At 64.1% G+C, this 12,971-nt stretch carries 10 protein-coding genes and 1 pseudogene; 2 read left to right on the forward strand and 9 right to left on the reverse strand.

Going from position 1 to position 12,971, the window contains the following annotated elements; translation table 11 throughout:
• The first annotated feature begins 157 nt into the window (after nucleotides 1-157).
• The gene (locus O7A70_RS14660; protein WP_337140988.1) at nucleotides 158-1,105 is read left to right on the forward strand and encodes a hypothetical protein; all 948 of its coding nucleotides are present in this window, start codon (nucleotides 158-160) and stop codon (nucleotides 1,103-1,105) included.
• 92 nt (nucleotides 1,106-1,197) lie between these two features.
• Here the strand turns inward: O7A70_RS14660 and O7A70_RS14665 are convergent, their stop codons facing one another.
• The 7 genes from O7A70_RS14665 to O7A70_RS14695 all read right to left on the reverse strand — a co-directional run bounded on the left by O7A70_RS14665 (nucleotide 1,198) and on the right by O7A70_RS14695 (nucleotide 9,031).
• A complete protein-coding gene (locus O7A70_RS14665) occupies nucleotides 1,198-2,118 on the reverse strand; it encodes a LysR family transcriptional regulator (protein WP_337140989.1) in 921 nt (306 codons plus the stop codon).
• Nucleotides 2,119-2,312: 194 nt separating this feature from the next.
• Nucleotides 2,313-3,284, reverse strand: a complete 972-nt coding sequence (locus tag O7A70_RS14670; RefSeq protein ID WP_337141251.1) for a branched-chain amino acid ABC transporter permease — start codon at nucleotides 3,282-3,284, stop codon at nucleotides 2,313-2,315.
• Between the two features lie 22 nt (nucleotides 3,285-3,306).
• A complete protein-coding gene (locus O7A70_RS14675) occupies nucleotides 3,307-4,194 on the reverse strand; it encodes a branched-chain amino acid ABC transporter permease (protein WP_337140990.1) in 888 nt (295 codons plus the stop codon).
• 7 nt (nucleotides 4,195-4,201) lie between these two features.
• Nucleotides 4,202-4,912 (reverse strand): ABC transporter ATP-binding protein, encoded by a 711-nt coding sequence (locus O7A70_RS14680; protein ID WP_337140991.1) that lies wholly within the window; start codon nucleotides 4,910-4,912, stop codon nucleotides 4,202-4,204.
• Complete coding sequence (locus O7A70_RS14685; RefSeq protein ID WP_337140992.1) at nucleotides 4,905-5,684, reverse strand: ABC transporter ATP-binding protein; 780 nt, start codon at nucleotides 5,682-5,684, stop codon at nucleotides 4,905-4,907. Before O7A70_RS14685 ends, O7A70_RS14680 begins: the two co-directional genes overlap by 8 nt.
• A gap of 11 nt (nucleotides 5,685-5,695) precedes the next feature.
• Nucleotides 5,696-6,898, reverse strand: a complete 1,203-nt coding sequence (locus O7A70_RS14690) for an ABC transporter substrate-binding protein (RefSeq protein WP_027142472.1) — start codon at nucleotides 6,896-6,898, stop codon at nucleotides 5,696-5,698.
• A 198-nt stretch (nucleotides 6,899-7,096) separates the two neighbouring features.
• Nucleotides 7,097-9,031 (reverse strand): ABC transporter ATP-binding protein, encoded by a 1,935-nt coding sequence (locus tag O7A70_RS14695; RefSeq protein ID WP_337140993.1) that lies wholly within the window; start codon nucleotides 9,029-9,031, stop codon nucleotides 7,097-7,099.
• A gap of 133 nt (nucleotides 9,032-9,164) precedes the next feature.
• Here O7A70_RS14695 and O7A70_RS14700 point away from each other — a divergent pair.
• Nucleotides 9,165-10,111 (forward strand): annotated as a pseudogene (locus tag O7A70_RS14700) (IS5 family transposase).
• A 270-nt stretch (nucleotides 10,112-10,381) separates the two neighbouring features.
• On the opposite strand, the gene O7A70_RS14705 reads toward O7A70_RS14700, so the two are convergent.
• Nucleotides 10,382-11,326 carry an acetamidase/formamidase family protein gene (locus O7A70_RS14705; protein WP_337140994.1) on the reverse strand — a complete coding sequence of 315 codons (945 nt, stop codon included), beginning with the start codon at nucleotides 11,324-11,326 and terminating at the stop codon, nucleotides 10,382-10,384.
• Nucleotides 11,316-12,959: an ABC transporter substrate-binding protein gene (locus O7A70_RS14710; RefSeq protein WP_337140995.1), complete on the reverse strand. Its 1,644-nt coding sequence runs from the start codon at nucleotides 12,957-12,959 to the stop codon at nucleotides 11,316-11,318. Before O7A70_RS14710 ends, O7A70_RS14705 begins: the two co-directional genes overlap by 11 nt.
• Nucleotides 12,960-12,971 lie beyond the last annotated feature (12 nt).

Genomic DNA, 12,971 nt, shown 5'->3' on the forward strand with positions numbered 1-12,971 from the left:
CGATGCGATGAGTGCCTCGTTGCCGTGGACACGCGAGGCCCCGGGCGCAAGGTCGAAAGGTATCAAATCGATCGATGGGTCCTATCGGGCATCGGAATTTCCGCAGCGCGTGGAGACCCCCTAGATCACCGCCATTGATGATCGAAAGGAACTCGAAATGAACCATCGCAATCTTCTGGCCAGCGTGGCGACTGCCGTCATTGTCGCGCTCGCCTGCCCCGCCTTCGCACAGGATATCGCCTTCCGCTCGGACCAGTCCTATCCCGAGAGCTTCACCTACTCGGCCAAGCAGGACGTCTTCCTGGTTGGTTCGGTGACCCGGGGCCTCGTCGCCAAAGTCGACAAAGCCGGGGCCTATACGCCCTTCATCGCCGACGACCGCCTGGTCTCAACGGTCGGCCTTCTGGTGGACGACGCCAGAAACACGCTTTGGGTTACCAATTCCGATCCCGGCGCCGGCGACCGCACCGCCGCCGCCAGCCAAGGCACGCTGGCGGCCATTGCCACCTACGACGCCACCACGGGCAAATCGAAAGCCTACTACGACCTGGGAAGCCTCCGTGAAGGCAGCCACTTTGCCAATGACATTGCGCTCGACGCCGACGGCAATGCTTACATAACCGACAGCTTCGCCCCGTTGATCTACAAGATCGATACCAAAGGGAAGGCCTCGATCTTCGCCCAGAGCCCGCTTTTCCTGACCTCGCAGGGTTTCAACCTGAATGGCATTGCCTGGCACAGGGACGGCTACCTGCTGGTCGGCAAGTACAATAGCGGCGAACTGTTCCGGATCAGCACGACCGATCCGACCGATATCAAACCGGTCAGGCTGCCCGAAGCGCTCGTCGGCGCCGATGGCATCCACCTGATCGACGCAGAACACCTGCTGGTGGTACAAAACCTCGGTGCCGACCGCACGGTGGAACTGACCTCCACCGATGGCTGGCGGTCCGCGACCATTCTGCGCGAGAAAAACAGCGCGCTCTCCATGCCGACCGCGGCCACGACAGCGGGCGACGCCATCTATGTTCTCAACGCCCGGCTCGACACATTGTTCGATCCCAAGGCGGTCAAGGTCGGCGACTATCTGCTGCAGGAGTTTTAGGACAACAGGGGCGGGCACGTTGCCCAGCCTTTCCTGAGCATTTCCAGCGGAAGTGCGAACGCAAACCGCTTCGCAATTTTGCTGGAAATGCTCTAGCCGCGGCCGGATCTCGCGCTCCGCAGAACCTGCTTGCGCAGCCAGGCATGGGCGGCGTCAGCGCTCATGCGCGGGTGCCAGAACAGGTTCATCTCGAATGGTGCCAGCTCAAGCGGGGCTTCGATGAGGTCAAGGACCTTGTCGAACCGCTGCAAGAACCGACGCGGCAGGGTACAAATCAGATCTGTGCTGCCCAGGATCAGCGGCGCCAGCGCATAGCTTTGGACGGAGACGCTGACGTGGCGCGCACGCCCAAGATCGGCCAGGGCATTGTCGATCATGCCAGTGAAATGGCCGCCGCTGGTTGAAATCAAAAGGTGATCGAGCGCGCAAAACGCATCGAGGGTGAGCGGTCCACTGCCCCGTGGATGGCCGCGCCGCTGGGCTGTGACGAAATCCTCCTGGAACAGCTTGAGCGCAATCAACCCCTGCGCTCCATCCTCGGCAACGCCGATGAACACGTCAATCTCCCCTTGTTCCAGGTCCTCGGCGATCCTCGCCTTGTTAGGCATCGTGAAGGCCACTTTGACACCGGGCGCTTCGGATTTGACAAGCGGGATCAGGTCTGGCGCCAGGATCGACACCGGGTTGTCCGTGGCGGCGATGCGGAAGACGCGCTTGCTGGTCGCTGGCTCGAACACCCGGGCGGTACCGATAAAATCGTTCAGTTGTTCAAGCAGCCGCGCCAGTTCGGGTTGAAGCGCCAGCGCGTGTGGCGAGGCAACCATACCCCTGCCAGAGGTCGAGGGAATGAATAGCGGATCGCCCAACAACTGCCGCAGCCGCATCAGCCGTGCCGACAGCGCCGACTGCGTGATATTCAGGCGGGTCGCGGCATGGGTAACGTTCTTGTCCTTGAGCAAGGCATCAAAGGTCAGCAGCAGCCCAACATCAAATTCCGCAAGAAAGTGATTCAATCTCGGTCTCCGCCGCATATCAGCCGGCATGACATTATCTCGACCACCGTCGTATCATGCGAGATGAAGAGGTAGGCAACGCCGAATTCGAACTGAAACTGCTTCAACAGGTCGAGCAGGCGCGCCTGCACCGGGACGTCGAGCGCCGAGACGACTCGGCACCTATCAGCTTTGGAGCGCCGATCTGGAGCTGATCACCCCTTCCCCGCCCGCCCGAGCACCCGCGCGTAAACCTCCCCGACAATCCCGCGCCGAAACACCAGCACGCAGACCATGAAGATCAGGCCGGTGGCGATGGTCACCGGGAAACCTGATGTGGCGAGGGTGTTTTCCAGGCCGACGACGAGGCTGGCGCCGATGATCGGGCCGACCATGGTGCCGATGCCGCCGAGAAGCGTCATCAGGATGACCTCGCCCGACATCTGCCAGGTGACGTCGGTGAGCGTGGCGAACTGGAAGACGATCGCCTTGAGCGAGCCTGCGAGCCCGGCCAGTGCCGCCGACATGACGAAGGCGCCGAGTTTGTAGCTGGCTACGGAATAGCCGAGCGAAATGGCGCGGTTCTCGTTTTCGCGGATCGAGCGCAGGATCATGCCGAAGGGCGAATTGACGATGCGCCAGATGGCGAAGACGCCGAGCAGGACCACGGCAAGCACGAAATAATAGATGTTCATCGGGGCATTGAGGTCGAGGACGCCGAACAGGACGCCGCGCGGCACGCCCTGGATGCCGTCCTCGCCTTGCGTGAACGGCGCCTGCACGCAGAAGAAGAAGAACATCTGCGACAGCGCCAGCGTGATCATGGCGAAATAGATGCCTTGTCGGCGAATGGCGAAGAAGCCCATGACGAGGCCGAGCAGTGCGGCGCCCGCCATGCCGAGCAGGATGCCGGCTTCCGGCGGCCAGCCCCAGACCTTGACGGCATGCGCGGTGAAGTAGGCGGCGCCGCCGAAGAAGGTGGCGTGGCCGAAGGACAGGAGGCCGGTGTAGCCGAGCAGGAGGTTGAAGGCGCAGGCAAACAGCGCAAAACACAGCATCTTCATCAGGAAGATCGGATAGACGAAGAACGGGGCTGCCAGCAGCGCCAGTATGCCGAGCCCGACCAGCACCCATTCAAGCCGTGCCGAGGGGTTGGCCGATGCCTCGCGGAGCGAAAGCTCTGCCATGTCGGATGTTTCTTCCGCCATGTCAGGCGTCCCTTCCGAACAGGCCGGCCGGCCGGACCAAAAGCACGATCGCCATGATGACGAAGACCACCAAGTTGGAGGCCTCGGGGTAGAAGACCTTGGTCAGGCCTTCGGCGAGGCCAAGCATGTAGCCGGCGACGATGGCGCCGAGGATGGATCCCATGCCGCCGACCACAACGACCGCGAAGACGACGATGATGAGATCCGATCCCATCAGCGGGCTGACCTGATAGATGGGTGCTGCCAGGATGCCGGCGAGGCCGGCGAGCGCTGAGCCGAGGCCGTAGGTGAGGGTCAAAAGCAACGGCACGTTGACGCCGAAGGCCTGGACGAGGCGAGGGTTCTCGGTTGCTGCGCGCAGATAGGAACCGAGCCTGGTCTTCTCGATCAGCGCCCAGGTGCCAAAGCAGACGACCAGCGAGGCGACCACCACCCAGCCGCGATAAATGGGCAGGAACATGAATCCGAGATTGGTGCCGCCGGCCAGCAGCGGCGGCACGGCGTAGGGGTTTCCCGACACGCCGTAATAGTAGCGGAAGATGCCTTCGAGCACGAGCGCGAGGCCGAAGGTGAAGAGCAGGCCGTAGAGCGGATCGGTGTCGTAGAGCCGCGACAGCGCCAGGCGCTCGACCACGACGCCGAACAGGCCGACGATCAGCGGCGCCAGGATCAGCGCCGGCCAATAGCCGATGCCGAGATGGGTGAACAGGAGATAGCCGATGAAGGCGCCCAGCATGTATTGCGCGCCATGGGCGAAGTTGATGACGCGCAGCAGGCCGAAAATCACGGCCAGGCCGAGGCTCAGCATGGCGTAGAAGGAGCCGTTGATCAGGCCGACCAGCAACTGGCCAAGCAATGCCTGGACGGGGATGCCGAAGATCATCGTCATGGCGTCATCATACACCCAGAATTTCGTGGAGCAGCGCCATGCGGTCCGCCAGTTCGCCGGTGGGGAAACCGGCTACGACCTTGCCGTGCTCCATCAGGTAGAAACGGTCGGCGACACGGCTGGCGAAGCGGAAATTCTGCTCGACCAGCAGGATGGTCATGCCGCGCTGCTTCAGCGTCGCCAGCAGCTCGCCGATGCGCTGGACGATGACCGGCGCGAGACCCTCGGTCGGTTCGTCCAGGAGCAGCATCTTGACGCCGGTCCGCAGCATGCGCGCTATCGCCAGCATCTGCTGTTCGCCGCCGGACAGCCGCGTGCCCGGGCTGTTGCGCCGCTCCTTCAGATTGGGGAAGAGATCGAAGATTTCCTCGACGCTCATGCCGCCCGGGGCAACGACGGGCGGCAGCACCAGGTTCTCGTCGACGGTCAGCGTCGAGAAGATGCCGCGTTCCTCCGGCACGAAGCCGATGCCCTGGTGCGCGGTGCGGTGCAGCGGCAGCCGCATCAGGTCTGCGCCGTCGAAAACGACCTTCCCGGTTCGCCGGCGGACCAGGCCCATGATTGCGCGCAGCGTCGTCGTCTTGCCGACGCCGTTGCGGCCGAGCAAGGTGACCGTTTCGCCGGCAAACACTTCAAGGTCGACGCCGTGCAGCGCATGGCCCTCGCCATACCAGGCGTTGAGGCCGCGGACCGCGAGCAGGGGCGAAGCACTAGTCATCGGCTGTGCCCATATAGGCCACCTTCACGCGTTCGTCGCGGCTGACGGTGGCGTAATCGCCGGCCGCGAGCACCTCGCCGCGCTGCATGACGGTTATCCAGTCGCAGAGATCGGCCACCACGGTCAGATTGTGCTCGACCATCAATACCGCGCGGTCGCTCGCCACCGACCGGATGAGGGAGGACACCGTGGCGACGTCCTCATGGCCCATGCCGGCCATCGGCTCGTCCAGCAGCAGCACTTTCGGGTCCAGCGCCAAGGTGGTGGCAATCTCGAGCACGCGCTTCCTGCCGTAGGAAAGATCGCCTGCCAGCCTGTTCGCGGCATCGTCGAGGCCGACGGAACGCAGCAGCTCCATGGCGCGCGGCGTCAACCGGTCGAGCGCCGCCGGCGAGCGCCAGAACTGGACGCCAAGCCCGGCCGGCCGCTGCAGCGCGACGCGCACATTATCGAGCACGCTGAGGTGCGGAAAGATCGCCGATATCTGGAACGAGCGCACCAGCCCCATCCGCGCCACCCTGGCCGGCGAGGTGCGGGTGATGTCGTGCCCAAGCAGCTCGATCCTGCCGCTGGTCGGCGCCAGGAATTTGGTCAGCAGGTTGAAGACGGTGGTCTTGCCGGCGCCGTTGGGTCCGATCAGCGCATGGATGTTGCCATGGCGGACATCGAGGTCGACATTCTTGACGGCGACGAAGCCGGCGAAGTCACGCCGCAGGCCGCGGGCGGAAAGCACCACCCGCGGCTCTTCCGCGTTCAGATCGGGCGGCACCATGGCCGCGCCGGTCACTGGGCGGCCGTCGGACAGCCGCTGTCCTTCTCGCTCAGGAAGGCCTCCTTGCCGGGAATGGTGGCGAGGTATTTGTAATAATCCCAATCCTTGGTGCTCTCGCTGGGCGCCTTGACCTGGTAGAGATACATGTCGTGGACCATGTTGCCGTCGGCCTGGACCTTGCCGCCGGTGATGACGGCGTCGTCCACCGGCAGCGAATGGAGCTGCTTGGCGACCGCTTCGGTCTCGTCGGTGCCGGCCTTGTCGATCGCCTTCAAATACTGCGTCACCGCCGAATAGGTCGCGGCCTGGATCATGTTCGGCATGCGGTTGGTGCGCTTGAAGAAGCGCTGCCCGAATTCGCGGCTCTTGTCGTCGCGATCCCAGTAGTAGCCCTCGGTCAGCACGACGCCTTGCGCCGCCTGCAGGCCGAGCCCATGCACTTCGGCGAGCGTGAACAGGAGTGCTGCCAGGCGCTGGCCGCCCTGCACGATGCCGAATTCGGCCGCCTGCTTGATGGAATTGGAGGTGTCGAGGCCGGCATTGGCGAGCCCGATGACCTTGGCGCCCGACGATTGCGCCTGCAGCAGGAAGGATGAATAGTCGGTCGCGCCGAGCGGATAACGCACCTCGCCCAGCACCTTGCCGCCATGGCTCTCGACGAATTTGGCGGTCTGCTCCTTCAGCGAATAGCCGAACGCATAGTCGACGGTGACGAAGAACCAGCTGTCGCCGCCCTGCTGCACGAGTGAGCCGCCGGTGCCCACCGCCTGCGAATGGGTGTCATAGGCCCAGTGGAAGCCGTAGGGCGAGCACTGCTTGCCGGTGAGGTCGGTGGTCGCCGCACCGGTGACGATGTCGATCTTCTTCTTTTCCTTGGAAATCCCCTGCACGGCGAGCGCGACCGAAGAGGTCGTCAGCTCCATGATGGCATCGACCTGTTCGGTGTCGTACCACTGCCGTGCGATGTTGGAGGCGATATCGGGCTTGTTCTGGTGGTCGGCGCTGATGATCTCGACCGGCGCGCCCTGGACCTTGCCGCCGAAATCCTCGACCGCCATCTTGGCCGCCTCGACCGACCATTTGCCGCCGAAATCGGCGTAGACACCGGATTGGTCGTTGAGGATGCCGATCTTGACCTTGCCATCGGAAATCTCGGCGGCCGAGGCGGTGGTGGCCGCAAGGAGCGCGGCGGAAACGACATAGCATAGCTTCATGAGTCTACTTCCTCCCAGTGTGGATGAATCCGGCCGCCCCCTACGATCGTCATCCGCAAGCAGTATGAAACATTAGGAAAATCAGGCGGAAGGGCAAGGGGCGGCCGCGGATTTCATGACGGCAAGGCCGACCCGATCGCGTGTGACACGAATATGTGAAGTCGGCCGGCACACCAATCTTGTTGAAGTTGGACGGCTTCAGCCCTCGGCGGCGACGAGATGGCCGTTGCCGACATCGCTCAACGCCAGTTTCAGCGGTGCCTCGCCGATCCGGCGGGTGGCGCTGGGGATCTCCTGATCGAGGCGGGCAAAACGGCTTCTGCGCTGCGCGGGATCGGGCACCGGCACGGCTTCGATCAGGCGCTTCGTGTAGGGGTGGCGCGGGTTCGAAAAAACCTGGTCGCGCGTGCCCATCTCGACGATCTGGCCGAGATACATGACGGCGACACGGTCGGAGATGTTCTCGACCACGGCCATGTCGTGCGAAATGAAGAGATAGGCGACGCCGAACTCGCGCTGCAATTCCTTCAACAGGTCAAGCACGCGCGCCTGCACCGAGACGTCGAGGGCCGAGACGCTTTCATCGGCGATGATCAGTTTTGGCCTGAGCGCCAATGCCCGGGCGATGCAGACGCGCTGGCGCTGGCCGCCGGAGAATTCGTGCGGATAGAGCTCCATCTGGTCCGATGACAGGCCGACGCGGTCGAACAAGGCCGCCACCCGCTCGCGACGCTCTTCCTTCGAGGCGATGCCGTGGATGACCAGCGGTTCGGCGACGAGGTCGCCGACGCGCATGCGCGGGTCGAGCGAGGCGAAAGGATCCTGGAAGATCATCTGCACGTCGCGACGCACCGCCTTGCGCTCGTCGCGGCCGAGACCGGACAAATTACGGCCGCCGACAACGATGTCGCCGCTATACGGCACCAGCCCGGCCAGCGCCTTGGCGGTGGTCGACTTGCCGCAACCGGATTCGCCGACCAGCGCCAGCGTCTCGTTGGGCGCGATCGAGAAGCTGACGCCCTCGACGGCATGCACGCGGCGGGTGACCCGGCCGAGAATGCCGCCGCGCAGGTCGAAGCGGACGTGGAGGTCGTTGACCGTGGCAACGGAGCTCGAGTGCTCGGCGGAAAACCCCCTCATCCGGCCCTGCGGGCCACCTTCTCCCCGTGGGGGAGAAGAGAAAGTTGACGTCACGGCCGGTTCCTCATCTTTCCGTTGGGCAGAAGAGACTGGCGCGAACGTCGAAGAACTCCTCTCCCCTGGGGGAGAGGTCAGCCGAGCGGAGCGGAGGCTGGGTGAGGGGGCCAGCGCCGAGTCAGGACCCCGTCGCTTGCCGATGCGCGGCACGGCGGCCAGCAGCTCGCGTGTGTAGTCGGCTTGCGGGCGGGCGAAAATGTCCGACGTCTTGCCTTCCTCGACCATGCGCCCATGCCGCATGATGATGACGCGGTCGGCCATTTCGGCGACCACGCCCATGTCGTGGGTGATCAGGATAACGCTGGTGCCATGCTTTTGCTGCAGGTCGCGCAGCAGTTCCAGCACCTCGCCCTGTACGGTAACGTCGAGCGCCGTGGTCGGCTCGTCGGCGATCAGCACGTCCGGTTCCAGCGCCAGCGCCATGGCGATCATCACGCGCTGGCGCATGCCGCCCGACAGTTCATGCGGAAATTGCCTTAGCCGGCTTTCGGCTTCCGAAATGCGCACCGCCTTCAGCGCCTCGACGGCGCGCTGGCGGGCCTGGCTGGGCGACAGGCTGGTATGCGCCTCGATGGATTCGGTGAGCTGGCGGCCGATCGACAGCACCGGGTTGAGCGAGGTCATCGGTTCCTGGAAGATCATGGCGATGCGGTCGCCGCGAATGCGCCGCATCCGGCGTTCGTCGAGGGCGGTCAGCTCGGTCTCGCCCAAATGGACCGTGCCGGCGGAGATGCGCGCGGCGGGCTGCGGCAGAAGCTGCATGATGGCCAGCGCGGTCATGGATTTGCCGGAGCCGGACTCGCCGGCGATGCACAGCGTCTCGCCGCGGGAGAGCGTCAGGGAGAGGTTGGAGACGACCTCGCGGGAGCCCTCCTCGCCGCGCACGGAGACGGAGAGGTTGGTTATGGTGAGGATGGGATTGGTGGTCGAGGTCATTGCAGGCGCAGGGTTCCGAGAGGTTTGGTGCGGCACGCCCCCCTCTGTCCTGCCGGACATCTCCCCCTCAAGGGGCCTGTTGCGCAATCCTGGCATTGTGATTCACTTCGACTATTGCTCGGAGGGATTTGCGATGGCGGTGAAGCGGACGGGACAGATGAGCTTTGTCGAGGCGTTCCTTGGGAACAAGGCGGTTGGCTCGTCGGGAATCCTGGATCGGATCGAGTCGCTGGTGAAGTGGTACCGTTTCGAGAAGCTGCTTGGCGGGCTCAATCATGGTGGTCCGGGCCATCCCGGCTGGCCAGCGCTGGTTCTCTTCAAGGCCCTGCTCTTGCAGTCGCTTTACGGGCTGTCGGACCGCGAGTTGGAGGAAGCGCTCGCCGACCGGCTGTCGTTCCGCCGCTTCGTGGGGCTGGCCCTCGACGAGACGGTGCCCGACCACACGGTGCTCAACCGCTTCCGCAATCTTTTGATCGAGAAGGGACTTCTGGACAGGCTGTTTGGCGAACTCGACCGGCAGTTGGAGAAAGCCGGCGTGATGCTGAAGCGCGGCGCGATGCTGGACGCGACCCTGATCGAGGCGGCCTCGGCGCCGAGCTCCGGCAAGCGGGCCTCGCTCGATCCGGACGCTGCTTTTGGCGGGGCCAGGAAGAAGGGCGGCTTCACCTTCGGCTACAAGGCCCATGTCGGCGTGGACGAGGGTTCCGGCCTGATCAGGACTGTGATCACGACGCCGGCCAACGTCAACGACACCGAGCCAGCCGACGGCCTGATCGTCGGCGACGAGAAGGTGGTATGGGCGGATGCAGCCTACCACACCCACGCCCGCCAGGCGCGGCTCAAGGCGCGCGGCTCGCCCGCCGGCCCAACAAACACCATCCCGAACTGCCGCCCCGCCTCAAGCTCTACAACCGCTTGATCGCGCGGCGCAGGGCGGCGGTGGAAACCACATTCGCCACGCTCAAGAACCGCATGCGTCTCACCCGCATCCGCTATGTCGGCCTCGTCAAGGCAACGGCCCAGATCATGCTCGCCACCATCGCCTTCAACATGAGACGATGGGCGGCGATCACGCCATAGCTGCGCCCGAAATCCGCCAAACGCCGCAAAGGCGCGGCTCCCAAACCCCGAAAAGCCTCCAAAGCAACGAAAATGGCCGCCCTCAATCCTCACAACACGCCTCCCGCAATATTGCGCAACAGGCCCTCAAGTGGGGAGATTGGCAGCTTCGCCGACTCGCCTTCTTGATGACAATGATGGTTGGCGAAGACCGAGGTGACATCCGATCTCCCGCCTTGAGGGGGAGATGCCCGGCAGGGCAGAGGGGGGTGCCTTGGCGCTGACCCAACTTCATTCAAACACGCAACGGGGAAAATAGAACGACACCACCCAGTTCGGCATGTCGACAATCTCGCTGATCCTGAGATCGCCGCAGACCGAGGCCAGCATGTAGGCTTCGACCGGGTCGATCTGGTAGCGGCCGGCGAGCAGGTCGACCATCTGGGTAACCGCTTCCTTCGCGCCACTCATCAGGTCCGGACCGATCCCCGTCGTCACCTCATAACCCTTGGCATCGAGATGCCTGGTCACCGGTCCCGATGTGGTGAAGCGTGGCGTCTTCAGCCGCGCATCTTTCACCAAATCGAGTTTCAGCACGACATCCATCGGGCTTTCGATGGCCGTGCCGCAGACCTCGCCGTCGCCTTGCGCGGCGTGGGTGTCGCCGACCGAGAACAGCGCGCCCGCCACCTCCACCGGCAGATAGAGCGTGGTGCCGGCGGCGAGATCGCGGATGTCGAGATTGCCGCCGACGCGGCGCGGCGGCACCACCGAGTGGTGGCCCATCTCAGCCAGCGCATTGCCGATCGTGCCGGCGAATGGCTTCAGCGGCACACGGGCGTTTTTGCCGAACAATGCCGGCTCGAGCGAGACGGCGTCGTATTTCCAGATGTTCAGCGCCGGCTCCTTGAAGTCGTCGGCGAGCAGGCCAAAACCCGGAATGTTCGCCGTCCAGCCGAAACCGGACGGTTTGAACACCTCGATCGTCACCTTCAGCGCGTCGCCCGGCTCGGCACCCTCGACGAAGATCGGACCGGTGACCGGATTGATCTGGCCAAAGTCGAGCTTGGCAATGTCGGCGGCGGTGCTATCCGGCTTCAGCTGGCCACCGCCGGCATCCAGGCACTGGAACTCGATGGTCGAGCCGGGCGCCACACGCTCGGCCGGGACAAACGAATTATCCCAGCCGAAATGGTGATGGCGCCCGTGGATGGTGTAGTCGCAGTTATTGCACATCTTTTACGTACACATTGTCGTAGTTGATCGGGATATGGACCGGGTCGACATAGAGATTGTCGGCGCCGCCCATGCGGGCCGATTTCATGGTGAAGCGCTGCTCGTTGAAGACCGGCGCCCAGGGCGCGTCCTCCATCACCTTGTCGTAGATGGCGCTCCACATCTTGTCGCGCTCGGGGGCCTTGGCCGGGTCGACCACCGAGTCCGCCTCGGCCGCCTTGGCATCGAGATCCTTGTTGCAATACCACGACCAGTTCCAGCCGCCGGGAACCGCGCCGGCGCAGCCGAGGATCGGGCCGTAGAAGTTGGACGGATCGGGGAAGTCGGCGATCCAGGCCATGCCGCCCGACCAGATCATAGGCGCGCCGGCCTTGTCGCCGCCGGCGGCAATGACGTTGGCCTGCGCCAGCGACTGGATGCTGGCCTTGATGCCGATCGCCGCCAGGTCCTGCTGGATCGCCTGGGCGATGCGCGGGTTGGGGTCGGTGTTCATGGCGAACAATTGCGTCTCGAAGCCATCGGGATGGCCGGCCTCGGCCAGCAGCGCCTTGGCCTTGGCGACATCATAGGGATAGCCCTTGTACTCCGTGTCGTAGCCCGGCATCGACGGCGGCAGCGGCTGGTTGGCCGGCACGGCGCGACCGTTGATGATCTGGATGATGCGCGCCTTGTTGAGCGCCATGTTGACGGCCTGGCGCACCTTCACATTGTCGAACGGTGCCATGGTGGTGTTCATGGTGACGTAGCCGGTGTGCAGCTGGCCGCCTTCGACGACGCGCGCCTTCTGCTCGGGATCGGCCATCACCTCCTGGAATTTTGCCGGCGGAATGCCGTCGCCGGGCACGTCGATCTCGCCCTTCTGCAGGCGCAGCAGCGCCACGATCGGCTCCTGGCCGATCTCGAAGGTGATCTTGTCGAGATGCGGCAGGCCCTTGTGCCAGTAGTCCGGGTTGCGCTCGAAGACGATGCGCTGGCCGAGCGTCCACTCGGCCAGCTTGAAGGCGCCGGTGCCGACCGGGTGCTTGCCGAAATCGGCGCCGTATTTCTCGACCTCCTCCTTCGGCACGACATGCGAGAAGTTGATGGCCATGACATGCAGGAAGGTGGCGTCCGGGCGGGTCAGTTCGAACTTCACCGTGTAGGGGTCGACGACGGTGACACCGGCTAAGCTTTCGGCCTTGCCGGCGGCGACATCCTCATAGCCCTTGATCGAGCCGAAGAAGCCGGCGCCGGGGCTCTGCGTCTTCGGATTGGTGACGCGGTCGAGCGAATATTTGACATCGTCGGCGGTCATCTCGCGGCCATTGTGGAACTTCACGCCATGGCGCAGCTTGAAGGTGAAGGTCTTGCCGTCAGGCGAAATCTCGTAGCTCTCGGCGAGGTCGGGCTTGAGATTGGTGGTGCCGGGCTCGTACTCCATCAGCCCGTCGAACAGGCTCTTGATCATCGACCAGTTCTGCCAGTCATAGCCGATCGCCGGATCGAGGGTCGCGACGTCGTCCTTGTAGGTGATGGTGATGGCGCCGCCCTGCTTGGCGTTGGGATCGATCGTGTCCTCGGCCCGGGCGCTCGTCATGCCAAGCATCAGCGCCAGCGCCGATGCGGCCACGGTCGATGCGAGAAACTTTTTCATTGTTATGTTCCC

The organism is Mesorhizobium sp. Cs1299R1N1, assembly GCF_037179655.1.
Classification (GTDB): Bacteria; Pseudomonadota; Alphaproteobacteria; order Rhizobiales; family Rhizobiaceae; genus Mesorhizobium; species Mesorhizobium salmacidum.